The following is a 24,027-nucleotide window of genomic DNA, read 5'->3' on the forward strand; positions in this document are numbered from 1 at the left end:
ATGACCCTTTCATCACGTCGAAATTTCTTAAAAACCTCAGCAGCAAGCATATTTACCGTCGCAGTATCGAGTGCCATTACAGGTTGTGCTCAAACATTAACAAACAAACCACTATCGGCTATTGAATTTAAACACGGTGTAGCCAGTGGCGATCCGCTCAGTAATGCTTTAATAATTTGGACACGTGCAACTACTTCTCAATCAAATTTTGAAGTTACTGCTGCTTGGGAATTGGCAAGTGACTCTCAATTTAAAAACATCATCCGCAGCGGGCGCGAACAAACAGATAAAAGCAGAGACTTTACAATAAAAATAGATGTGCAAGAACTTACTCCAAACACAGAGTACTTTTATCGGTTTATGGGTTTAAATACACAAAGCCCAATTGGCCGTGCTAAAACACTACCAATAAATAACATTGAACAAGTAAAAATGGCTGTTGTGTCGTGCTCAAACTATCCTGCTGGGTACTTTAATGCCTACACCGATGCCGCTAAACAAAAAGATTTAGATGTGGTACTGCATTTGGGAGATTACATTTACGAATACCCAATGGGCGGATACGCTACCGAAAATGCTGAAAAAATTGGCCGCCAATTAGCAGCCGATAACAGTGGTGAAATTATTACCCTTAGCGACTATCGTAAGCGCTATGCTATTTACAGAACAGACCAAGGCCTTCAAGCTCTTCACGCTGCAGCGCCTTTTATTGCAATATGGGATGATCACGAAGTTACCAACGATACCTATAAAAGTGGTGCTGAAAATCATACCCCTGATGAAGGTGACTTTTTTAAGCGCCGTGCAGCAGCTATTCAAGCCTATTACGAATGGCTGCCAATTAGACCGCCTATGGGCGAACAAAGCCCGCAAATATACCGCACCTTCGATTTTGGTAATTTAATAAGCTTGCACATGCTAGATACGCGCGTAATAGCACGCGATAAACAACTCGCTTACAGCGACTATAAAAACCTAGAGACCAAACAAATGGATGTTGCGCGCTTTGCCAGTGATTTAAATAATCCAAGTAGGCAGTTACTAGGTAACACACAACTAAACTGGCTCACGAGTGCAATAACTAAATCAAATGCAAAATGGCAAGTATTGGGCCAGCAAGTATTGATGACTAAAATGTGGCTACCTACTGAAATATTCTCGCAATCCGATCGCACTAAAATACCTCAGGTGTTAAAAGAGCTTGTTGCCATTAAAAAAGCCGTGTTAGCTAATAAAGCAGTCACACCTGAGCAACTCGCACGCGTAAATACTTTAATGCCTTACAATTTAGATGCGTGGGATGGTTACCCAAGCGAGCGCGAAGCATTATACAAAAGCGTTACCGCATTAAATAAAAAGTTAGTCGTGGTTGCAGGTGATACGCACAATGCGTGGCATGGCACATTAAAAAATGCAAAAGGCGAAAGCATAGGAGTAGAATTTGCAACACCAGGTGTTACATCCCCGGGGATGGAGCATTATTTAGCGCTTAATACAGCACAAGCAAAGCAAATGGCTGACTCGCTTTCATTGTTAATAAACGACTTAAACTATTGTGACTTATCACACCGTGGATATATGTTACTGACTATTACTAAAGAGCAAATCACAACCGATTGGCGCTATATAGATAACATAAACTCCCCTAGCTACAACATCATTAATCAACACCAAAGTGTTTATAAAGGCTAATACTTTTAAAAAGAAGGTAAATGTATTATTTACCTTCTTCACATATTTTATAAAACGTGCTTAACTACAGCTATAGATAAGCGTCCACGAAGCATCACTTCCTGGAATGCTGTTTGTATACCAATTTGCGCTGTATGCATTACCTTGATATTGCATTTTATCGTCGGTGTTATTGTGAGTAAACGGACCACCTGAGTAATCTTTTTTTACCCAATTAGGATATGCATTAATACCATTACAATCTGTTGAACTTACAACACTGCATCCGTTTGTATCAACACTTGTACCAGCGGGTGTATCTGGGCACTGATCAATATCATCATTCACTCCATCGTTATCCGCATCGCTTTGTGGTTCAACTACTTCAACAACGCAACCTACATTATTAACAGTTTCACCTGCAGGTGTATTAGGGCATTGATCAACACTATCGCTAATACCATCACCATCGCTGTCAGTTACTGCACAACCAATACTATCAACCGTTGTACCTGCGGGAGTATTATCGCACTGATCAAGGCTGTCACTTATACCATCGCCATCAGAGTCTAAAGCAACCGTACTACCACCCCAACCTTGAATGATCTCTTTAACTTTAGCGCCTGAAGCGGTTAATGAATTCCAACTACCGCCTGGGGTAAATAACGAAGCACCTTCGTTTTTATCGTTTAAAGCCCAGTTAGCGTGGCTAATATTGTTTGTTTTAAAAAATGCCTTCCATGCATCAGTTTCATTAGCATTAACACCAGCATTGCCATCAGCATTAACTGTTCCCCACTCTGTAGCAAATAGTGCAATGCCGTTATCGAGTGCTGTTTGTGCTTTATTTCGATACGATTGACCATGCGTGCCAGCATAAAAATGCAGAGTGTAAGCAATATTGGCGCGATCTATCGGATTTTGTGATGCCACATCCACATCTTGCTACCACGTAGGCGTACCAACCACAATTAAGTTATCAGGGTCGATTGCTCTAATTTTATCAATAACTGTTTCTGCGTAAGGCTTAATATCGTTAGCCCACGAGATTTGTAACGACTCATTATAAATTTCATAAATAACATTGTCGTACTGCCCATATTTAGTAGCTACGTCTTCAAAAAAGCGAACTGCAGTTGCTTGATAGGTATGTGCTTCATGGCTATGAAAATCAATAATAACGTACATATCTTCGCTAATAGCTGCGTTTACAACAGTATCAAGACGGCTCATATTGCCCTGCCAATCAAAGTTCAAACTACCACCAGTACTCGTACCATGCCCAATAGCTGCACGAATTAATGTTGCATTAAATTCAGTTTTTGCCTTTGCTACTGTTTGTGCTGTATAGAACTTTTCAGCGCCCCACCCCGTATTACTCCAAAATCGGCTAGGTCCTGCAAAGCTTGTGTTTTCTCCACCTGCAAGAATTTGATTCCCACTCACGTTAACTTCTCAACAGCGGCATTGGCCATGGTTGAGCACCCTAATAATAAAGCTAACGATAAGCTCGCCACTTTAAAATCCTTTCTTTTATGATTATTTGAACTGTTATTCATCGTATTTCCTTAAATTGAAATTATCAGTCGTCATTGCTTGATGTAATAAATTGACACAAAACCAATACTTAATAGTTAAAAAAAGTTAATTTGGCGAGCAAAAAGTATCATTTATTTATTAACATTAAATGAATAAAAAGGAACAAGGAGAAGGGTTTTAATTAACTAAGTATCAACAAGTGAGCAATTTAACGAGGTTTGAGGATTTTACTGGGTATATACAGGTATTTACACGATGTTTACATGGTGCAGGCAAAAATCTCGGTTACAAAAAATATGTATAAAAATGGAAAAAGCGGTAATAATTATTACCGCCATCAATAATAGCTAAATATCAGGGATAAATATGCGGGAAGAAAATTAATAAGCCAACCAAACCGAGTTCTGATTAACTGGCTTATTTTTTAGTGGGCAGCGCTTTTCTGCCCAAACGATATGCATCGGCTATGCTCAGCACCCAAATTATAATCATTAAAGGTACGTACTTATATTCAGCGAGGTGAGCGCAGGCGTTAGATGGTTGTTGCGCGGCTTTTAAAATGGCCGTAACCGACATGGGTATTTTTCCGTTTACAATTTCATTTGCAGTACACTGTGCAATCGCAAATATATCTTGAAAGGTTAAAATTAAAAGAACAGAGAATACACCCGCAAAAATAGCGCCTATAAGGTGTTTTCTTAAAGAAAAATGCCCCGCTCCAGGATAAACAATGGCGGTAAGTAAAGCAGCTTTTAGATCTTGTTTCATTTTTACCTAATATAAATTCACTTTAACGTGATCACATAAAAAAGCCACTTTGCAGTGGCTCAATTAAAATATCAAGTAGTTAAATGTATTATTGTCCGCCAAACCCGAGAGTTAACTCAATACCAACAAAGCGAGGTGCCCCTGCAACAAATGTTGGGTTGCCAAATCCCCCTCCAGTATTACCTGCATCAACTAAATACTCTTTATCTAATAAGTTACTGGCAAATACACTAACGGCCCAATCATCATCACTTGCAATTCCTAAGCGCGCACTGACTAATCCAAGCCCAGGTTGGCTAATATCTAAGCCTGATATTGGCGCATTTGCTGGCTCAAAATACACTTCAGAGCGGTAGCTATATATTAAAGAGCTCGTTAAATTAAGTGAGTTCGACAATTCTGTTGAATAAAACAGCCCCGTACTAAACGTCCACTCTGGTTGTAATCTAAATTTATTGCCTGCGAGGTTACCGTTATTACTATCATTATCTATTTCAGCATCAAGGTAAGCCGCATTGGCAAATACCTCAAACTCATTATTAATTAACGCCCTTACTTCAGCCTCTGCGCCAACATTAGTGGCAGAGCCCGCATCTGCAGAAAACGCAACGCCTTCATCATCCTGTAACGTAACCTGAAAGTTAGAGTAATCTTGATAAAATACAGCGACAGAGTAATCTAAACGCCCGTCAAGCGCTTTGCCTTTAATACCGGTTTCGTAGTTCCAAATAATTTCCGCTGGGACTTCTGATATAGAAGCTTCGACACTCCCTTGTTCATCGTTAGCCGAACTTACTTCAAGTACTTCCGAACGACGCCCTTTTGAAACAGTCGCATACATATTTGTAGTAGGGTTTATTATATAAAGCGCATTAAAACGTGGCAGCCAATCATCATAATCAGCATCGCCATAGAATGTTTCACCATTTGTATCAACCGTAAACAATGGCGCTTGTGTTAAAACACTATTGGGTGCTGCAGAGCTATAACCACTGCGCTTTTCTTCTTTTATATAACGAAGACCCGCTGTTAACTCTAGTGCCTCAGTTGCAGCATAAGTTACATCAGCAAACGCTGAGTACGCTTTGTTTTCACCATAGTTTGTAAACTCTAGTGAATATGGCAACTCGTTTACTACACCACCTGTTAATACTGGCGTTAAAATATTAACGCTACCATCATTATTAATACAAGGAACACCTGAGCCCAATACGCCTAAGCAATTTAAAAATATAGACTCCTCTGTACTAAATGGAATACGCTGGCTACCATCTTCTTCAAAGTAACTCACACCAAAAATACTAGTGAACTTATTCTGCGTATAAACAGCGCGTAATTCTTGGCTAAATTGATCGCCCTCAGCAGCTTCTGCAAATTCTAAAAACCATGCTTGCGTACCATCAGCATCAAACACTTCTAAAGAATCAAAATTACGCCCTGCAGTAATTGAGGTGATTGTTAAATCGTTACTTACATCCCAATTTACAGTCAAATTTAAATCGTTAACTGTGCGCTCCACACCTAAGTCTTTTTTTCCAAACAAAGACTCTGCATACGGACTACCTGGCATTTCAACAAAGCTATATGGACTTGTATCACCACCGGTGGGTGCATAAAGCCCATTTTTAAAAGATGTACCCGAGTCATCATTTTTTTCATACGTATACACCAAATCAATCGTTACATCGTCACTAGGTGTAATACGTAAAGACGGACGATAAGAAAAACGCTCAATAGCATGCATGTCATCTTGCTTAAACCCAGCCGGATTTTGGGAGTTACTATCTCCTGCAATATTTTTTATAAACCCATCACGTTCACGATAAGTAAAAGCAACACGGCCTTGCAATAAATCATTGCCACCCGTTACAAAGCCACTAGCACCTTTGGCTGAGTAATTACCAACGGATGCTTTTAATTGAGCCGAAAAATCTTTTTCTGGTTTACGTGTTGCTACACTAATAGCACCTACAGAAGCTGCTGTTCCAAACAGTGTCGCTTGTGGTCCCTTAACAACTTCAATCCCTTCTACATCAAAAAGCTCAAAGTATGAGCCACGAGAGCGTGATACATCTGCTCCGTTATAATAAATAGACACACGAGGGGATGATTGAGACGACCCACTATCAGACGTAATACCACGAATTACAAAACCCGGGTTGTTAGGGCTTTGCTCTTGAATAACAAGCCCTGGTGTTATTTCAGATAAAGTATCTAGTTCGCCAATACCTAAGCTTTCTAAAAAGTCGCCATCGTAGGCACTTATTGTTATGGGCACATCTTGTATTGATTGCGCACGCTTTTGAGCAACAACCACTATTTCATCAAGTTCTTTATTTATGGTTTGATCTGCAAAACTATTTGTTGATGTAACGCAAATCATCGCCACAGACAATTTAGTAAATTTAAGAAAAGGCCGTGTTGTTAATTTATTTTTCATGTTTTTCACTGTTCGTCCGGTTAATTGTTTTTAGGAATTACCAGTAATCTAACGAACTATTACGACTTTTTTACGTCTTATTAATTACGCATTGGTTAAATTGATGTTTCAACTTTATGAAAAACAATAAATTATTGTATTCATATAAAAATTATAATATTGAAAAACTCAGCGTACACTTGTACACTAAAATTCATTCAAATAGTGGTAGGATCTGTCATGTCGTTAGAAGCGCCCTATTCTAAAAAAGAAGAACAACTAAACGTAATCAGCCATGCACTCGGTATTATATTTGCCGCGTGTGTTATGTGGGATTTATTTAGCCAAGCCACCAGCACTAAAGCGTATGTTAGTACTGCAATTTATGGCAGCAGCTTATTTGTGCTGTTTTTGTCATCCACTTTGTACCACGCGAGTATTCAACCGCGCTTAAGAGCCTTTTATAAAAAGTGCGATCACTGCGCCATATACTTATTAATTGCTGGCACCTACACTCCCTTTTTATTAATCTCATTAACCGGTGCTTGGTCATGGGCAACACTTACATTTATTTGGAGTGTTGCACTGGCGGGCGTTGCGTACAAAGTATTTGTAAAAAACGGTAATAAAAAAATATCACTCGCCACCTACTTACTCATGGGCTGGTTTGCACTGGCTATTGTATATCCGCTTTATTCAAGTGTTGATGTAAAAGCACTTTACTGGCTACTTGCCGGCGGCATTTTTTATAGTTTAGGTACATTATTTTACAGCGCTAAAAGCACCCAATTTAGCCACGCTATTTGGCACTTATTTGTTATTGCTGGGTGTGTTTGCCATTATATTTCAATTAGTAATTATGTTTATTAGGCAGGTAAAGCCAATTAGAGTGGTCTGGTTTGAGCGATAACCGGACATTCAGGTGAGTTATCATTAACTTAATAAGAGTCAGGGATACTTTCCTCTTTTTTACATGTTTATATAAGCTACATAAAGCATAATATTTATAGTTGGCAATAATTTACACTATTTGCTATTAGTATACGTTCATAAAATAAGGACGTTTTCACGCTAAAATAGGGAAGTGTCCTCTGATAAAGATGTTATGTGCAAGGAATAAATTTTGGATTCTATGGATGGAATTGATCTTCAAGATTCTTTCGTATTGGGATGGGAAGTTTCAGAAAATCAGTTTTCCATACAACTTGAAGCAAGTATTTGGCCTTCATCAGTTCATTATGCTGAACCCAAAGCAAATGAATACACTTGTTACAAGAAAGCCGTTTTAACCTTTTCTGACTTTTCATCAATATCTTGTGTTAATGGGCAATCGGCAATCGAACCGACAACCGACATTGACGGTTCGATTGACTATGGCAACATAGATAGCTTCATTAAAACAGAGTCAGGTTTTTTCATCTCGGCATGCTTTGGTAATGTCAGTATTAGTAATGGCAAGGTTGTTTTGAATGTTTGCACATAACAAAAAAATTAAGTCACTCACTGCGTTCGCTGGGACGCATACACGCGGGGCGGCTGCGCCATTATGCCCCGCATGCCTGCGCCCCTTATTTAAAAGTTAGGTATTACATGAGGTTTGGAGTCACGCTACTATTTTTAATTTTTTCTTCGCATTCGTATGCGTGTTTTAGTGGTGTTGGTTATGAGCAAAATTGGAGCGATTCAATTAACTTACTTTTTATATCTCTTGTCGTTGGTATTCTTGCAACGATTATTAGGTATTTTCAAAAAGTTAAACGGTTGTATATTCCTATAACATTACTCGTGCTCGCATGTATTCCTTCTGGATTAGAAATGTTGCGTTATGGTAATGGCGATTGTGGCTCTAGTCTAATGCAAGTTGCTAACTAGCCAATTTATACAATGTCTATTGTTTTACTTTACGAGGTTGTAAAGCTACTAAAATTAAGGCTTGGTGTAGGTAATACCTAACAAGCTGTTAAAGCAGGACAAAATTCAAAATTGTGCATATTTTCTGGAAATTACTTTTCGCTAGATAAGGTATTTGCCTGAATTAAAGATTTGTAAGTTATGTGAATTTCTATTAGCTACGGAATTTACTTAACTTCGGAAGAACTTAAATACAGAGGGTTGATGGAGTGTCTCAAGAACAAGATGCATGGGAAAAGTTTTTAAGTTTATGCCAAAAAGGCTTCATCAGTTGTACGTTTTCCGATGAACTTACTGAAGTCTGTGGTGGAGATGCTAATGTTGCTTCAGTGGTTTATTACCACAACAAAGGCAATGCATTGAAATGGATGCGGTCAAAAATGCCTGCACTTAAAGATAAAACTCCAGCATTTTGCGCAAGGTCAGATATGCCCTTACTAAAAACTGTACTAATGTCATTTCCGTGTTAATTTATCAGAAAGAAACATTTTATAAGGCCATCCACCCAAGCTCCGGTGAGTGATGACGCGTTAAGTGCTAGAGGGTGAATTTGAAAATCTAACAAGTTAAACAAAAAATAGATTTACTGGAGCACTTAGGGTTAAAACTCGATTTGATAATAATTCACTCAGTAAGTTTGTTAAGTTTTACGCACTCAAAAAGACAAGTGGTCAAATCATGACTTCAGACATTACAACTACTGACCGTCTTCGTATGGCACATTAATGCCCTTGGAATTGAACTTGAAACTGTTTCTAAATGTTTGAACTAACAAGGAGCTTGTTTGAGTTAAAAAATGACAAAATTCACATATTATAAAAATTTATCTTTATCAGTTATTTCCATCGCATTAGGCCTAGCAATCGGGTTTGTAAATCTAAATCAGGTTAATAGTGGCTTTCCTTTTAAAAGTGACCTTGTAGAAAAAAGTGGTCCTGTTGATTGGGTTCAAGCACATGATTATGGAATACGCTTCGGGTTTGTTAATGATCCAATGAATTTTAATTACCCGTCAAAATCAAATGGGCAAGGCATTGTTGAAGAGTCTCTTTTGAAATCAAAAGATCAGCTTGTTACTATTTTATTTGAGGCTTCTGATACGCATTCGCCAATCTACTCTTCGAAGATATATCATAATTTTTTTGAGTTAAAAGTGAATGGACTGCTTGTTCGTTCTTATGAAGAATCTGAACAAGCTTGGAAGTCAGACAACAAATTGACACCTTTAATTGTTGCTCTATTTTTGTTTGGAGGAACATATATTTGGCGCAAAACAATAAAAGAGTACAAATATACTCGATATTGAAACACAGCTAACTCTCACATCATCAGGCCAGAAGATGCAAATTTAGACTTTACATATCATGATTCATCAATATCTGCTCGTGACACTGTGCGACACCCGCATATTGTTACATTTAGCTTTACCTAAGATAATAGAAAACTTAGTAATAGTAATATTTTAGGTAATTTGTTAAAACTATATAAAGCAGAAAAATGAGCGTGACAACAGCAGAAGTATTCGTGATTAGCGCATTTTAAGATTGTTATGTGTAATGGAGTATACAGAGTATGAATATCGGAATATACATATACGATGACGCAGAAGTTCTTGATTTCTCTGGACCATTTGAAGTGTTAAGTACTGAAAATCGTTTAGGCAATAAAAATTGGAATGTATTTTTGGTTTCTGAAAAACCTGATGTTGTAAAAGCTCGTAGTGGTTTTCCAGTGCACGCACATTTCTCGTTTGAGACTCATCCGAATATTGATGTGCTTATAGTTGTTGGAGGTATACATACAGAGGAAGTTAAAAAGCCTGCTGTAATATCTTGGATTTCGAATGTTGCTAGTACATCAAAAAGAGTCGCATCTGTCTGTACAGGAGCGTTCATTTTAGCTGAAGCTAATTTACTAAATGGTTTAACAGTTACAACGCATTGGGAAGATATAGCCGATCTCAGTGCTACCTACCCGAAATTAAATGTTGTGAGTGATCATCGTTGGGTCTCTCAAGGTAAATATATAACTTCTGGTGGCATATCAGCTGGAATTGATATGAGTTTACACTTAGTGTCAGAACTATCGACCTTAAATTTAGCTGAGCAAACAGCTAAGCAAATGGAGTATCACTGGCAAAAATGCACATAACAACAGGCTAAGTCGTCGTAGTCAGCTTGCCAATAATAGTCATATCACTCCCACCGACACTCACGCATATTTACTTTGTCGTTTTTAAACAATACGCCTTCTGATAATAGCTTTTCACGCTGTTCTTGGTATTTTTCGCTACCTTCAGGGAATGATATTTTACCTTGGCTATTCACTACCCTGTGCCAAGGTATAACTGAGTCGTTTGGCATCACTTTTAATAAGCGCCCCACCAAGCGTGAGTTTTGCGGATAGCCTGCAAGAGCAGCAACTTGCCCATAGCTTGCTACTTTTCCTATTGGTATGCCTGCGATAACAGTATAAATAAGTGTTTCTTTATCAATATCAGCGTTCATTTAAATACGCCTCACTAAGTACTTTAAATTGCTCCCAAATAGTACGCGCTACAGGGCCGTGGTGCATTGCATGCTGCCTAAAGGCTCTAATTTGCGCGCTAAACTTATGCTCTCGATCAGTTATATGTATTTCTTGAAGTAAGCCTGCTTTTATTTCAAGAGCGCAGTGTTCTAGGCTCATCATTGCCCAACCTGCACCTGAGAGTAAAAACGATTTTAAGGTAGATACATCATCAATTTTCATCATGGCGGAGCCTTTTGAGTACGATAGCCTGTCGCTGTCGATACTCAAATCACTTTCAAACATGGCTAAACACGGATACGTTTGTAGTTCGCTATAGGTTAGCTTTTTAGGGAGTACGCCTTTAGCGCTGACAATGCCAATATCGAGCCTGCCTATAGGTACGCTTTCTAAATCGCCTGTCGCATGAAATAAATCAAACCACGGACCAATGCCTAATTCGGCTTGCCCACTATTTACTTGCTCTAACGAAATAAAGCGCTTCCCGCTTGTTAAGCTAAATTCGGTGCTGGTAAACAATCTAAAAGTATTACTTATGATCTCGTTGTAACTCTGCGTATGGCAAAGTTGTTCGTAACAAATTCTAAATTGGGGTTCATTACCGAGTGCCAATTCTTTAGCAAGCTGCGCTAGCTCGTCGTTGGCATGCAGAAGTTGCTGCGCCTCGCGGTGAAAAATACGCCCTTTTTCAGTAAGCTGTAATCGGTACTTACTTCTATCTAGTAACTCAAATCCTATTTTTTCTTCTAGATTTTTAATAGCAAGTGTAAGCGCTGGCTGCGTTTTATGTAGCTTTAGTGCTGCCCCGCTTAAGCTTGCGCTTTGCACTATGGCATCTAAAATTATTAATTGATTCAGCTTCATATAGCACTCTGCAACATTATAAGTAAAACTTATTGAGTTTCTAAGATTTAATGATTTTTATTTTATATGTTTGCAGCGTATGCTGCACTTAATTATTTTGCCATCATTGCAACGGAGAAGACATGAAACTCTTTCGTCTATGTTTTTTAACTACGACTTTATTAAGCTTAATAGCCTGTTCTGAGCCAGAACAACAAGTTAAAGAAGAGCCCATTCGCCCTGTTAAATTATTCAACATAGGTCATGATTCTCAAACTAACATTCGCAGCTTTCCTGCTGAGGTTGTTGCAAACCAAGGCTCTTACTTGGCGTTTAGAGTAAATGGTGAGCTTGTTGAGTTTCCGGTTTTAGCAGGTGAAGAAGTTAAAAAAGGTCAGCTACTGGCAAAGCTCGACCCAGAAGACTTTCAATTACAATACGATGATAGAAAAGCCCGCTTTGAGCTTGCTAAGTCGCAACTTGGTCGTATTGAGCAATTACTTGAAAAAAGAATCGCAAGCCAATCTGAATACGATGAAGCATTAGCCAATATGCAGGTGGCAGAGTCTGCCTTTAAAATTGCCGAAACAAACCTAGAATACAGTGAATTACGCGCACCATTTGCAGGCACTGTGGCTAAAGTATTTGTTAAAAACTTTGAAAACATTCAAGCCAAGCAAAACATTTTACGCTTAGAAACACGCGACTTAATGGATGTAGAAATCCAAGTTCCTGAAAAAATAATAGCGCGCATTAAAAAAGGTACCGATTACCACCCTACCGTTGTGTTTGATGGCTTTTCAAAAAAAGAATACACCCTTGATTTAAAAGAGTGGGATACACAGGCTGATCCAACCACCCTGACCTACCAAGTTGTTTTTTCGCTGCCAGTACCTGATGACTTTAATTTACTTGCCGGTATGACTGGGCGTGTATTTATTGATTTATCTAAAGTTACTAGCTCGCAAGTAGCGTATACAATTTTACCTGTTGAGTCGGTTTTTTCAGAAGCAAAAGAAAGCGTGTCTGATAACGCGTATGTGTGGTTATACAACCCAGAAACAGGTGTTGTTAATAAGCAGGCTGTAAAAGTAGGACAAGTTCACCGTGATGGTATTGAAGTACTTAGCGGCATAAAAGAAGGCCAAATGGTTGTATCTGCCGGTGTACATTCATTAGATGAAGGCATGAAAGTACGTCCATGGAATAAAGAGCGAGGCTTATAATTATGAGCTTTGCGCAACTCTCCATAGAGAAAAAAGTAATTAGTTGGATGTTTGCACTGCTGCTGTTAATTGGCGGTAGTGTGTCGTATTTTGACTTAGGGCAATTAGAAGATCCTGAGTTTACGCTTAAAAAAGCCATGGTTATTACCATTTACCCTGGCGCGTCGCCGCAACAAGTAGAAGAAGAAGTAACTTTTCCGATTGAAAATGCGATTCAGCAACTCCCTTATGTTGATTACGTTACTTCTATTTCATCTAACGGCAAGTCGCAAATTTCGGTAGAGATGAAAAGCACCTATCGAAAAGAGCAACTTCGCCAAATTTGGGATGAAATGCGTCGTAAAATTAACGACCTCTCCCCTTCACTTCCCAGCGGCGTTTACCCAAGTACTATTTTAGATGACTTTGGCGATGTATACGGCGTTTTATATTCGGTTACTGGCGACGGCTACTCATATGACGAGCTTAAAGACTACGTAGACTTTTTAAAGCGCGAGCTAGTCTTGGTTAAAGGTGTAAGTAAAGTAACTATTGCTGGTGAGCAACAACCACAAGTTATGGTTGAAGTATCTACACGTAAATTGGCTCAACTAGGTATAGCCCCAAGCCATATTTTTGGCTTGCTGCAATCGCAAAATACGGTGTCTAACGCGGGCAAAATACGTGTTGGTGATGAGTCTATTCGCTTTCACCCAACCGGGGAATTTAAAGATGTAAGTGAGCTTGAAACTCTGCTTATTTCAAAACCTGGTGCAAGTGAGCTTATTTATTTAGGCGATGTAGCAAAAGTATTTAGAGAATACGCAGAAGTACCTACTAATGTTATTCGTTACAACTCAGAGCAAGCACTGTTAATTGGTGTGTCGTTTATGAACGGGGTTAACGTAGTTGATGTAGGTAAACGTATTGACGAACACTTAGCAGAGCTTGAATACCAGCGCCCGCACGGCATACATGTTGAATCGGTATATAACCAACCTAAAGAAGTAGAAAAATCGGTAGATGGCTTTATTGTAAGCCTTGTAGAGGCTATTGCCATTGTAATTGTGGTACTGCTTATATTTATGGGTTTAAAAAGCGGTATTTTAATTGGCGGTATTTTATTACTGACCGTTTTAGGCACTTTTATATTTATGAAATTGTTTGCCATAGACCTGCAACGTATTTCTCTGGGAGCACTTATTATTGCCCTAGGTATGCTGGTAGATAACGCCATAGTAGTAACCGAAGGCATATTAATAAATTTAAAACGTGGCCAAACTAAGCTAAAAGCGGCAGTTAATATTGTTGAGCAAACTAAATGGCCACTACTAGGCGCGACAGTTATTGGTATTACTGCATTTGCTCCCATTGGATTAAGCTCTGATGCCACGGGTGAATTTGCTGGCAGCTTGTTTTGGGTGTTATTTATATCGCTTTTATTAAGCTGGATCACCGCCATCACCCTTACGCCATTTTTTGCAAACTTAATGTTTAAACAAGATGAGTTTAAAAAAGGTAAAAATGCTGAGGGCGAAGAGGAAGACGACGACCCGTACAAAGGCTTTATTTTTACAGGCTATAAAGCACTTTTAGATGTGTCTATGCATTATCGTAAAACAACTCTCGTTCTTATGGTTGTATTACTTTGCTCTGCAGTAATTGGCTTTGGTGCGGTTAAGCAGTCGTTTTTCCCTGCGTCTAACACGCCAATGTTTTATGTGGATTACTGGCAGCAGCAAGGCTCAGATATACGTGCAACCCTTGATGGCATTAAAAAGCTAGAAAACTACTTACAAAATGAAGAGCTCGTTGAGGAAATAACAAGTACAACAGGCCAAGGTGCGCCGCGCTTTATGCTTACTTATGCTCCTCAAAAATCGTATTCTTCTTATGGGCAGCTTATTATTAGAGTAAAAAACCGCGAGGCGGTTGCTATAGTAATGCAAAAGGTGCGTGAATACTCACAAAGTACGCCACTTTCAGCCGAGCTTAAAATTAAGCCGATGGAAATTGGCCCATCTACCGATGCTAAAATTGAAGCACGCTTTACAGGCCCAGACCCAGTAGTTCTTAGAAAACTTGCAGCTAAAGCAGAAGACGTTATAGCAAAGGATGAAGGGGCTTATAATATTCGTGATGACTGGCGTGCGCGTACTAAAATGATTCGCCCGCAGTTTAACGAACAAAAAGCGCGCCGTTTAGGTATTAGTAAATCTGACCTTGATGATGTGCTGCTTACTAGCCTCTCTGGAAAACAAGTAGGCGTATACAGAGATGGTACGCAACTGTTACCTATTATTGCCCGCTCTCCTGCTAATGAACGTTTAAATGTAGAAAGCGTTCACGATTTACAAATTTATAGCCCAGTACTTGGTGTGTTTGTGCCAGTAACGCAAGTGGTTGACGAATTTGTGGTTGAATGGGAAGACAGCCTAATCATGCGCCGCGACCGTAAACGTACAATAACGGTAATGGCCGATCAAAACGTTTTAGGTGACGAAACCGCTGCTAAATTATTTGCCCGCATACGAGGGCCTGTAGAAGCAATAGAGCTACCGCGTGGTTATAAATTAGAATGGGGCGGCGAATATGAATCGTCATCTGATGCGCAATCGGCTATTTTTGGCTCATTGCCATTAGGCTATTTAGCTATGTTTGCGGTAACCGTACTGTTATTCAACTCGCTTAAACAACCTTTAGTTATTTGGGCTACAGTGCCACTTGCCATTATTGGTGTAAGTGCGGGTATGTTGATAATGAATGCGCCGTTTAGCTTTATGGCATTGCTTGGCTTATTAAGCTTAAGCGGCATGTTAATCAAAAACGGCATTGTGTTGGTCGATCAAATTAACCTTGAGCTTCGCGATGGTAAATCGCCTTATCAAGCTGTGTTTGAGTCTGGTGTTAGCCGTGTGCGCCCTGTAGCAATGGCAGCAATAACCACTATTTTAGGTATGATCCCACTGTTATTTGACGTGTTCTTCCAGTCAATGGCGGTAACTATAATGTTTGGTTTAGGCTTTGCCACCATACTAACGCTAATTGTGGTACCGGTACTTTACACGGTTATATTTAGAATTGATTACGAACCGCGTAAGTAGTTAAGCATATAATCGGTTAACATTAAAAAATGCCACTGGCTCAAGGTCAGTGGCATTTTTATTTAATACCGATGAAAAAAGAAAGGCTACATATTTAGTTGTTAAGAAACTAACCGCAACACTTCTTATATTTTTTGCCGCTACCACATACACAAGGTGCGTTACGCTCTGGTAATTTATCAAATACTTGTGGTGTTGACTTGCTAAGCGCAAAGTCTAGTTCGCGAATATCTTCTGGTACTTCAGCTTTAACTTCAATTGAAGCAAACAGCGAATGCTCTTCTAGTATTGCTTCTATTTCTGATTGTCGTTCAACTGAGTTTACAATTAACGTGAGCGGGTGTGACTCTGTGCCAGGCTTGGCAGTACGTTTTGGTGCAAATCCATTACTGTTATTTTTACCCATTATATCGGGCTTACCCATAAAGAAAAATTTTGACATGTTACTTCTATAACCTTTCTACATTATTAAGACGGCGCATCTTAACAGCTTACCCTTCATATAACTAAGTGTACTTGATAATGCACAATATAAATCAGGCTTTAGCGTATATACGCCTAATATAGCGACATAATGAGGCCATTTAATGGATTTAGGCAAAATTTAAATTCGAAATATAGTAAAATTATCATGACTCAACTTAGTGCCATTTTAGTATCTAACTCAATATTATGGAAAAGCCTTGGAAAATTTTAAAACCGCGATACTAATAGCGGGCAGCGTTTTTATACTTTTTGGTTATTTACGCTTTATAACTGACGAGAATGGTAACGTGAACTTAAACAACTACCGTTTTACAGGGGGCATACTACTGGTTATTTCCGGTATGTTTGATGGCACACGCGACCTTGTTAAGCGCCTTCGCTCTAAAAACTCGTTATCGGCGATTGCTGTTTATTTAGGTATACTCTTATTTTATATTGGCTTTAGCATTTAATAGCGAAACATTAAGCGCTAATTTGGGCTTTATACAAGCAACATTTTATAAGTGAATACCCTTTGACCTTTAAACAACTCTTCAACAGCGCCATATTACTCTTAGTAACAGCACCTCCGCTGGTTTTACTTGCATGGGATGAACAAGCCGACCCCGCTTTTATCCCCAACAGTATATATAACACCTTAACATTTACGTTATTTCCAATAACGGCGATAGTGTTGTCGGTTGTTTTATTAAGGCACCTATATAAAAAATACAATAATAACTTTGAATTTAAACATACAGTTAAAAATTATATTACTGAGCATGGGAAGTTCCGCAGCGCATTTATACCACTGTTTTTGCCTATTTTAATTTACTTATGGTTATGGACGTCAGTTTGTATTTCTGTGAAATTATGGGCCAATAAACACAGCAATAATATATGGCAGCAAGAGCATCAATTACTTGAAGTAGGTAGTTGCCCAACTGATTATGAGTACAGTTGTGCAACGCTAACTGTGCTTAGTTTACAGAACTACAGAAAATACACTTTTAGATGGTATTTAGATAAGAATAAATTGGTGACTTTGCAAAATAACAATATAAATTTAGTGGGCGTTACAAGCCCACTTGGCAATATAGTACAAGAAATACAGTGGTAGTAGAATACCACTTAGGTGCAGATTATTTTTTTAAGCTAAGGGTACGCCCCGAGCTAGGTTTTGACTGTGACGACTTATTCTCTTTAATACTTTTTGGCTTACCAACATACTTGGTAGAACGCTTTTGATAAGGTGCTTTACTGCGCTCATTTTTGCGCTCGCCATTAGCATTACTGCGTTCAGAGTTGCGACTTGAATTTCGCTCGCCACTTTGTACGCCTTTATTAAAACGGCGAGGATTTTCACCCTGAAAATCACGCTTTTTAGGAGCCGACAGCATATTATTTTCTGATTGTTTATTAGCATCAAGCGAATGTTCTTGAGTTTTACCTGAGTCAGAAATCGAGTCGTTTATTTGCGCCATTTCAGTATCAGACAAATGACGCCACTGCCCTACCTTTAAACCTTTTAGTGTTACGTTCATTATACGAGTGCGCTTTAACGTCACCACTTCGTAACCTAAATATTCACACATACGGCGTATTTGGCGGTTTAAACCTTGTGTAAGTACTATTTTAAATTCTTTAGGGGCAGTTTGTGTCACTTTACACTTTTTAGTCACGGTATCTAAAATAGGCACGCCATTGGCCATTTTTGTAACAAACTGACGATTAAGCGGTTTATCAACCGTAACAACATATTCTTTTTCGTGGTTATTACCCGCACGCAAAATTTTATTAACGATATCGCCTTCGTTAGTTAAAAATATAAGCCCTTCAGAAGGTCTATCTAAACGCCCTATTGGAAATATACGTGTTGGATAGTTAACTGCGCGAATAATATTACTTTGAATTTTACTTTCGGTAGTACACGTAATACCAACGGGTTTATTGTAAGCGATATAAACGCGCTTTGGTGTGGCTTTAAGTGGCTTGCCATCAACTAATACAACATCGGTAGCAGCTACTTTTACGCCCATTTCAGGCGAGTAGCCATTAACGCTGACACGACCTTGCTCAATATATTTATCGGCTTCGCGGCGTGAACAAAATCCTGTTTCACTAATAAATTTATTTAAACGTTTTAATTCGGTCATGGCACTTATAGCGTAGTAATTTTTAAGGCGAGTAGTGTAAACCACCCACACTATTTTTTCGCCCCTAATTTAAAATTTATAGGTGTTTAAGCATTAATTCTTGCTTTCGTTAATTTACGCCATACAAATTCAAGCGGGCCTTGGTTAAAATAGCGGCTGTATATAAAGGTAAATATGAGCTGCAGTGCAACTAATGCCGTTGCAACTAACCAGTAGTCAATACGATCAAAATTGAGCACCCAGTGCGTAAATAGCACTTTATATAACAACAGTTGTATGAGTGTTTGGCTAATATATAAAGTAAATGCTAAGCGCCCCGCTTGTTGAATAAGCGTGCCAACGTGTGCGCTGTTATTGCAAAATTTAACAATTAAATGAATATACAGCGTAGCCATACCTAGCGCCGCAAAAATATTTACAAATTCTTGCACCCCATATCCTAAGCTGCCATTAAGCTGTGATGCATAAAGCCTGATTCCACAAAAAACAAGGGTCATTGCACCGCAAACTATTAATTGCTGAGTCGTTAAGCCTTTACTAAAAACGTCTTGTTTATATAAATAAATGCCAATGAGCATAAGGCCCACGCACATCCACATTGTCATTATTGGCACCATAACAAGCATTAACGTGTTCATAGCAAGGTTACTAATAAAGTAATCAATATAGTGTGGGTTATATAATTCAATAAAGTGTGCTGTATCGCGGTAAATTATTTCATCGGGTACGCTAGATATAACAAGTAAGGTAATCACAGCCGACAACAAGGTAAATGCAAACCCTCTTTTTAAAAGTACGTTGCTATCACTTTCTAAATATTTAATAACAAACCAGCCAGATACACCGTAAACAAATAAAATATCACCGGCCCAAAGTAAAAAACCATGCGCTAAACCAAAGAGGATTAACCAATAGAGCCTGCTTTTTATCTGCACTTCAGACTTGTAACGTTGCCACTGAATATAAAGCCCAGCACCAAAAAGCAAACTAAACAGCGTTCTAAAACGCCCGTCTACAAACACGCTGCTAAGGGTGTGAATAATTGAGTCGCTAACAGGAGGATTAGTTAAGGAGGAATACCCATATTCAAAAATGCCGAAGGCGTAAGCATTCATGTAAACGAGGCCAAGCACGGCAACGCCGCGAATAAAGTCCATATTATAATTGCGCATTAAAGCTATTATCCGTTAAATATTATTCTTATAACTGTCAGCCCAATCGACTGACTGCTGGTAAAGTGGAGGTAGTATAGCACTGTCAATATTCAACAAAAGTACAGCTTGTTCAAGTGCCCACCAGCTTCCTGTTTCATATGCTTTAACAACGTTTAAAATATAATAAAGTGTGTTTTTGTCCCCTAATAATGCCGTTTTTATTTCATCAGGGAAAGGTAGCTTTTCAACAAGCAAGCTCATTGGTTGATCAAGGATTGCATCTAGCAGTGAAAATAATCCTGTTAAAAATGCTTCGCCTGACTGACTTTTATTAACCTTTTTTGCCACAAGCTCACAAAAACGAGCACGTACAACACACACTTGCATTAGCTCTGCAGGTTTTTTACCCGCTGTATGAGCAGTAACAATAAGGCTCACAAACTTTTTAAGGCGTTCGTGTCCTAAATACACGAGCGCTTGCTTTAATGACGATATTTGGCTTTGTATAGGAAACACACCGCTGTTTATTAATCTCAGTAACTTATATGCGAGTGCAGCATCTAGCTCAAACAGGCTTGCGATTGTTTTAATGTCAGGGCTTTGCTTCATTATTTCTGCGTAAATAGCGACGACTAAACCATAATTATAATCAATGTCGTTTTGCTTGATCATGGTAGGCCTTGCAAAAAAATAGCCTTGAAAATAATCAAACCCCATATCAAAGGCAAGCTCATAGTCTTCTTGTGTTTCTATTTTTTCGGCTAGTATTTTTATTTGTTTATGCGCTTGTAACTTAGTAACTATAGGCTGTATTTCGCTAAGAGGTGTAATTGCAATATCAAATTTAATGAGCTTCACAAGCTTTAGAAAACGATCCCATTGTGGTTTATATACAAAATCATCGAGCGCGAGTTTGTAGTTACTATGAAATAAACCTCGGCATAGCTCATAGTTGTCGTCGGTAGGTTCTATGGTTTCGAGCAACTCAATCACAACGTCTTGGCATGGTAAGAAAGCACATAAATCGAGTTTTAATGATTCAGGTCCTATATTTATAAGCGCTTTTTTGCCTGATGTAATATGGCGTGTACCTAAATTTAATTGATTTTCCATAATAAGCCTTGCTGTTGCTTGGCCTTCTGCAATATCTGGAAAATAATTTTTTGGACTATCACGAAAAAGTAGCTCATAGGCTACTACTTTTTTACTTCGATTGAATATTGCTTGCCTTGCAACAAATACAGACACATTACCTACTTCTTAGCTTTTATATAATACTAAGTAATTAAACCCTAAGCAGGTAGATTTGTCACTAAACTTTAAAGTACAGAAACGAATTACCGGTATAAGGTTGTTATATAATCAGTTGCCACTTGTGGCCACGAAAAACGCATTTGCTCTGCGCTGTGCTTAATTTTATGCCACTTTTTAGGATTTTGCTTTTTAATTAAGAGAGTTTCGTCTAAACAGCTAATTAAATTACGCGTTTGCGTTGCTAACGTATCTCCATTAAAGCTAAAACCATTTTCGTGGTGTTTAACTGTATCTTTTAATCCGCCAACACTGTGAACTAAACACGGTTGCCCCGCTCGCATTGCTAGCATTTGGCTAATACCACACGGTTCAAACGAGCTTGGCATTAAAAATAAGTCACCTACTTGATACATTAAATCGCCAACACCTTGCCCATAGCCCTTTAAAAATAAAAGATTGGAATTACGCGCCATTGCTTTGGTAAATATGCTTTCGAGCTCTTTGTCACCCGAGCCGAGAATAATAAGTCTGCCGCTATGTTCACTAATTAATTGGCACACTTTATCAATAGCTAAAATCCCATTAACCTGCTGGCACAATAACAACACTTTTTGCTCAGTAAGACGGCCAACGCTTGTAACTAATGGACCGTTATTAACCGTTGCTTTAAATTGCTGTAGTCGTTGGTGGGCAATATAGTAGCCACTTTGTAACTGCTCGTAATTGGCCACCCAACCAAACAAAGTACTCTCAGCTTGGCTATAAAAGTCTGCGAGAGTTGCTCCTTCAAGTGCATTGCTTGGATATTCGCAGCCATTTAAAATACCAACAAGCTTGCCTTGGCTTGCTGCATTTTGCAGATCTTGCTCAAGCCCTTCGCCACCAAAAAAACCATGTTCGTAATTGCTAGGTTCAAGAACCTCTTGGCTGTAGGTTGGTGATACAACATGTATTTTATCGCACAGATTTATTGCACTGCGCATAGGATTAAAACAATGAGGGTAACGCGGGTCGCATAATTGCTGGCCATTATAACTAAGTGATGGAAACCACGCCTCTAAGCTTGAATCATCATGTTTGAAAGGCCTTATCCCTTGCAGTGCAATATTATGCACTGTGAAGGCAATAGGTAAGGTATTAAGTGAGCTATAACGTGGTTCAAACTTAAGTAAAACTGCAACGCAGGCACTGTGCCAATCATGTAAATGCAGCGCTGTAGGGCGCTTTAATACACCTTGTAATAACGCTTCGCAGACGGCTGCGTTAAATAGAGCAAATTTAGTCGCATCAGTTGCAAAAGGCCTCCCCGGTGCATCATTACAATATACACTGCCTGATTCACTAAATAACGGGTGGCTAATAACAATTTGGCTTACATTATTTTCGGCTTGTTGTACTTTAAAAATGATTAATACATGGGGTTGAGCATTAAATGCAACGGTTACTTCACCTATATAAATACGCTCAAGCGGCTCAAACCCGTAATCAGGAATAACAACATCAACCGTTATACCTTGCTTTGCGAGAGCCTTAGGTGCATCGCGTACTACATCTGCCACACCGCCTACTTTTGCGCCTGGTAACGCGTCATTTTCTGCTGCAACCATTAATACATGCATTAATTTATTATTTCCTTTAAACCTGTGTGAGCTTGCTCACAAATGAGCAAGCTATGTTGTCGTGCTTATCTAACTTGTTGTTACGCTAGCTTTTTATTTTCTCGCGCTTGGCGTTCTAACTTTTTTGCAAGCTCAGTGAGCATATCACGTGTAACAAGAACGATACCTTTTTTAGATACCCTAAAGCCGTTTTCTTCATCTGTTTTTTTGTCAAAACCTATTTCAAGGCCTGCAGGTATTTCACAGCTTCTATCTATTATTGCACGCTTAATTTTACAGCCTCGGTTTATAACTGCACCGGGTAAAATTACCGACTGCTCAATGGTACAAAATGAGCGAACGTGAACGTTAGAAAACAATAGGGATTTTCTAACCGCAGAGCCCGAAATAATACACCCACCCGAGACTGTTGAGTCTAAAGCCATACCACGTCTATCTTCATCATCAAAAATAAACTTAGCAGGTGGTAGTTGCTCTTGATAAGTCCATATTGGCCACGTTGGATCGTATAAATCAAGTTGTGGTTCTGGCATTACCAGTTCCATATTAGCTTCCCAGAACGAATCAAGCGTACCTACATCTCGCCAATAAGGTTGCCCTTCTTGGTTTGGATCTCTAAATGGGAAGGCAAACACATTATGCTCTTCTATAATCGCTGGAATAATATCGTGACCAAAATCGCGTCCAGAGCCTTCATTCTCAGAATCTTTTTTAAGTTGCTCAAACAAAAATTCAGTATTAAAAATGTAGTTCCCCATTGATGCTAAACATGTACCTGGCTTGCCAGGTACAGAACTCGGCATTGCTGGTTTTTCATCAAAACGGCACACTCTATTTTCTTCATCAACGGTCATTACACCAAATGTGTCTGCAGCTTCTTCAACAGGCACTTCAATACAACATACCGTCATATCAGCCCCTTTTTGCACATGTTCAGCCAATAAAGCGCCATAGTCCATGCGGTACACATGATCTCCAGACAAAATCATCACATATTTAGGAAGCTCGTGACGAATAATATCTATGTTTTGAAAAACAGCATCTGCGGTTCCACAATACCAATCATCACCTTGGCGCTGAGATGCAGGTAGTATTTCAACCGACTCTCCTAGCTCTTTTTTAAAGTGCCCCCATGCGCGGTTTACATGGCGTATTAATGAATGTGATTTATATTGTGTAGCAATACCAACACGTCTCACACCCGAGTTAATGCAGTTTGATAGTGGAAAATCGATAATTCGATGTTTACCACCAAAGTAAACTGCTGGCTTTGCTCGCCAATCGGTTAACTCATGCAGGCGAGAACCGCGACCGCCTGCCAGTATTAACGCGTAAGTTTCTCTGGTTAGGCTACTTATGTAGCGATTTGCATAATTAGGCATAATACTCT

21 protein-coding genes and 1 pseudogene are annotated in these 24,027 nt (G+C 39.0%); 11 read left to right on the plus strand and 11 right to left on the minus strand.

The genetic code is table 11. From position 1 onward, the window contains the following. A complete protein-coding gene (locus H5159_RS04590) occupies positions 1-1,692 on the plus strand; it encodes an alkaline phosphatase (protein ID WP_182779801.1) in 1,692 nt (563 codons plus the stop codon). A gap of 60 nt (positions 1,693-1,752) precedes the next feature. On the opposite strand, the pseudogene H5159_RS21175 reads toward H5159_RS04590, so the two are convergent. The 3 genes and pseudogenes from H5159_RS21175 to H5159_RS04605 form a co-directional block, all read right to left on the minus strand. Beyond that, positions 1,753-3,230, minus strand: a pseudogene (locus tag H5159_RS21175) (cellulase family glycosylhydrolase). Positions 3,231-3,627: 397 nt separating this feature from the next. Beyond that, positions 3,628-3,978 (minus strand): hypothetical protein, encoded by a 351-nt coding sequence (locus H5159_RS04600; RefSeq protein ID WP_182779802.1) that lies wholly within the window; start codon positions 3,976-3,978, stop codon positions 3,628-3,630. Between the two features lie 88 nt (positions 3,979-4,066). Continuing rightward, positions 4,067-6,418: a TonB-dependent receptor gene (locus tag H5159_RS04605; RefSeq protein WP_182779803.1), complete on the minus strand. Its 2,352-nt coding sequence runs from the start codon at positions 6,416-6,418 to the stop codon at positions 4,067-4,069. A 219-nt stretch (positions 6,419-6,637) separates the two neighbouring features. Here H5159_RS04605 and trhA point away from each other — a divergent pair, with 219 nt between their 5' ends. From trhA to H5159_RS04635, 6 genes are all read left to right on the plus strand, one after another. Continuing rightward, positions 6,638-7,267, plus strand: coding sequence for a PAQR family membrane homeostasis protein TrhA (gene trhA, locus H5159_RS04610; RefSeq protein ID WP_182779804.1), 630 nt, complete (start codon positions 6,638-6,640; stop codon positions 7,265-7,267). Positions 7,268-7,520: 253 nt separating this feature from the next. Beyond that, complete coding sequence (locus H5159_RS04615) at positions 7,521-7,880, plus strand: hypothetical protein (RefSeq protein WP_045899398.1); 360 nt, start codon at positions 7,521-7,523, stop codon at positions 7,878-7,880. Between the two features lie 107 nt (positions 7,881-7,987). Continuing rightward, complete coding sequence (locus H5159_RS04620) at positions 7,988-8,269, plus strand: hypothetical protein (RefSeq protein ID WP_182779805.1); 282 nt, start codon at positions 7,988-7,990, stop codon at positions 8,267-8,269. A 248-nt stretch (positions 8,270-8,517) separates the two neighbouring features. After that, positions 8,518-8,778 (plus strand): hypothetical protein, encoded by a 261-nt coding sequence (locus tag H5159_RS04625; RefSeq protein ID WP_182716592.1) that lies wholly within the window; start codon positions 8,518-8,520, stop codon positions 8,776-8,778. Positions 8,779-9,104: 326 nt separating this feature from the next. After that, a complete protein-coding gene (locus H5159_RS04630) occupies positions 9,105-9,614 on the plus strand; it encodes a hypothetical protein (RefSeq protein ID WP_182779806.1) in 510 nt (169 codons plus the stop codon). 266 nt (positions 9,615-9,880) lie between these two features. Next, positions 9,881-10,459, plus strand: coding sequence for a DJ-1/PfpI family protein (locus H5159_RS04635; RefSeq protein WP_182779807.1), 579 nt, complete (start codon positions 9,881-9,883; stop codon positions 10,457-10,459). Between the two features lie 44 nt (positions 10,460-10,503). Here the strand turns inward: H5159_RS04635 and H5159_RS04640 are convergent, their stop codons facing one another. Further along, positions 10,504-10,815, minus strand: a complete 312-nt coding sequence (locus H5159_RS04640; protein ID WP_149603666.1) for an MGMT family protein — start codon at positions 10,813-10,815, stop codon at positions 10,504-10,506. Further along, positions 10,805-11,701, minus strand: a complete 897-nt coding sequence (locus H5159_RS04645; protein WP_182779808.1) for a LysR family transcriptional regulator — start codon at positions 11,699-11,701, stop codon at positions 10,805-10,807. Before H5159_RS04645 ends, H5159_RS04640 begins: the two co-directional genes overlap by 11 nt. Before the next feature lie 122 nt (positions 11,702-11,823). Between H5159_RS04645 and H5159_RS04650 the strand changes: the two genes are divergently transcribed. Together H5159_RS04650 and H5159_RS04655 are read left to right on the plus strand one after the other, a co-directional pair. Continuing rightward, positions 11,824-12,906 carry an efflux RND transporter periplasmic adaptor subunit gene (locus H5159_RS04650; protein ID WP_024605174.1) on the plus strand — a complete coding sequence of 361 codons (1,083 nt, stop codon included), beginning with the start codon at positions 11,824-11,826 and terminating at the stop codon, positions 12,904-12,906. 2 nt (positions 12,907-12,908) lie between these two features. After that, complete coding sequence (locus tag H5159_RS04655; protein ID WP_182779809.1) at positions 12,909-15,989, plus strand: efflux RND transporter permease subunit; 3,081 nt, start codon at positions 12,909-12,911, stop codon at positions 15,987-15,989. 109 nt (positions 15,990-16,098) lie between these two features. Here the strand turns inward: H5159_RS04655 and H5159_RS04660 are convergent, their stop codons facing one another. After that, a complete protein-coding gene (locus tag H5159_RS04660; RefSeq protein ID WP_182779810.1) occupies positions 16,099-16,431 on the minus strand; it encodes a PBPRA1643 family SWIM/SEC-C metal-binding motif protein in 333 nt (110 codons plus the stop codon). Positions 16,432-16,672: 241 nt separating this feature from the next. On the opposite strand from H5159_RS04660, the gene H5159_RS04665 reads away from it, so the two are divergent. Together H5159_RS04665 and H5159_RS04670 are read left to right on the plus strand one after the other, a co-directional pair. Then, the gene (locus H5159_RS04665; protein ID WP_182732989.1) at positions 16,673-16,927 is read left to right on the plus strand and encodes a MetJ regulator of methionine regulon; all 255 of its coding nucleotides are present in this window, start codon (positions 16,673-16,675) and stop codon (positions 16,925-16,927) included. A 62-nt stretch (positions 16,928-16,989) separates the two neighbouring features. Beyond that, on the plus strand, positions 16,990-17,574 hold the full coding sequence (locus H5159_RS04670; protein ID WP_024595071.1) for a hypothetical protein: 585 nt from the start codon (positions 16,990-16,992) through the stop codon (positions 17,572-17,574). Positions 17,575-17,596: 22 nt separating this feature from the next. Here the strand turns inward: H5159_RS04670 and rluF are convergent, their stop codons facing one another. From rluF to glgC, 5 genes are all read right to left on the minus strand, one after another. Beyond that, positions 17,597-18,610 (minus strand): 23S rRNA pseudouridine(2604) synthase RluF, encoded by a 1,014-nt coding sequence (gene rluF, locus H5159_RS04675; protein WP_182779811.1) that lies wholly within the window; start codon positions 18,608-18,610, stop codon positions 17,597-17,599. A gap of 86 nt (positions 18,611-18,696) precedes the next feature. After that, a complete protein-coding gene (locus H5159_RS04680) occupies positions 18,697-19,767 on the minus strand; it encodes a DUF418 domain-containing protein (protein WP_182779824.1) in 1,071 nt (356 codons plus the stop codon). Positions 19,768-19,797: 30 nt separating this feature from the next. Then, positions 19,798-21,012 (minus strand): EAL and HDOD domain-containing protein, encoded by a 1,215-nt coding sequence (locus H5159_RS04685; RefSeq protein ID WP_182779812.1) that lies wholly within the window; start codon positions 21,010-21,012, stop codon positions 19,798-19,800. Between the two features lie 89 nt (positions 21,013-21,101). Continuing rightward, positions 21,102-22,637 (minus strand): glycogen synthase, encoded by a 1,536-nt coding sequence (locus H5159_RS04690; RefSeq protein ID WP_182779813.1) that lies wholly within the window; start codon positions 22,635-22,637, stop codon positions 21,102-21,104. Between the two features lie 80 nt (positions 22,638-22,717). After that, the gene (glgC, locus tag H5159_RS04695; protein ID WP_002958601.1) at positions 22,718-24,019 is read right to left on the minus strand and encodes a glucose-1-phosphate adenylyltransferase; all 1,302 of its coding nucleotides are present in this window, start codon (positions 24,017-24,019) and stop codon (positions 22,718-22,720) included. Positions 24,020-24,027 lie beyond the last annotated feature (8 nt).

The sequence above is a fragment of the Pseudoalteromonas sp. SG43-1 genome (genome assembly GCF_014164415.1).
Classification (GTDB): domain Bacteria; phylum Pseudomonadota; class Gammaproteobacteria; order Enterobacterales; family Alteromonadaceae; genus Pseudoalteromonas; species Pseudoalteromonas distincta.

Excerpts from the sequence above, each read along its gene's own strand:
- H5159_RS04590 (WP_182779801.1), top strand. The coding sequence starts at position 1 with ATGACCCTTTCATCACGTCGAAATTTCTTAAAAACCTCAGCAGCAAGC.
- H5159_RS04600 (WP_182779802.1), bottom strand. The coding sequence starts at position 3,978 with ATGAAACAAGATCTAAAAGCTGCTTTACTTACCGCCATTGTTTATCCT.
- H5159_RS04605 (WP_182779803.1), bottom strand. The coding sequence starts at position 6,418 with ATGAAAAATAAATTAACAACACGGCCTTTTCTTAAATTTACTAAATTG.
- trhA (WP_182779804.1), top strand. The coding sequence starts at position 6,638 with ATGTCGTTAGAAGCGCCCTATTCTAAAAAAGAAGAACAACTAAACGTA.
- H5159_RS04620 (WP_182779805.1), top strand. The coding sequence starts at position 7,988 with ATGAGGTTTGGAGTCACGCTACTATTTTTAATTTTTTCTTCGCATTCG.
- H5159_RS04630 (WP_182779806.1), top strand. The coding sequence starts at position 9,105 with ATGACAAAATTCACATATTATAAAAATTTATCTTTATCAGTTATTTCC.
- H5159_RS04635 (WP_182779807.1), top strand. The coding sequence starts at position 9,881 with ATGAATATCGGAATATACATATACGATGACGCAGAAGTTCTTGATTTC.
- H5159_RS04640 (WP_149603666.1), bottom strand. The coding sequence starts at position 10,815 with ATGAACGCTGATATTGATAAAGAAACACTTATTTATACTGTTATCGCA.
- H5159_RS04645 (WP_182779808.1), bottom strand. The coding sequence starts at position 11,701 with ATGAAGCTGAATCAATTAATAATTTTAGATGCCATAGTGCAAAGCGCA.
- H5159_RS04650 (WP_024605174.1), top strand. The coding sequence starts at position 11,824 with ATGAAACTCTTTCGTCTATGTTTTTTAACTACGACTTTATTAAGCTTA.
- H5159_RS04655 (WP_182779809.1), top strand. The coding sequence starts at position 12,909 with ATGAGCTTTGCGCAACTCTCCATAGAGAAAAAAGTAATTAGTTGGATG.
- H5159_RS04660 (WP_182779810.1), bottom strand. The coding sequence starts at position 16,431 with ATGTCAAAATTTTTCTTTATGGGTAAGCCCGATATAATGGGTAAAAAT.
- rluF (WP_182779811.1), bottom strand. The coding sequence starts at position 18,610 with ATGACCGAATTAAAACGTTTAAATAAATTTATTAGTGAAACAGGATTT.
- H5159_RS04680 (WP_182779824.1), bottom strand. The coding sequence starts at position 19,767 with ATGGACTTTATTCGCGGCGTTGCCGTGCTTGGCCTCGTTTACATGAAT.
- H5159_RS04690 (WP_182779813.1), bottom strand. The coding sequence starts at position 22,637 with ATGCATGTATTAATGGTTGCAGCAGAAAATGACGCGTTACCAGGCGCA.
- glgC (WP_002958601.1), bottom strand. The coding sequence starts at position 24,019 with ATGCCTAATTATGCAAATCGCTACATAAGTAGCCTAACCAGAGAAACT.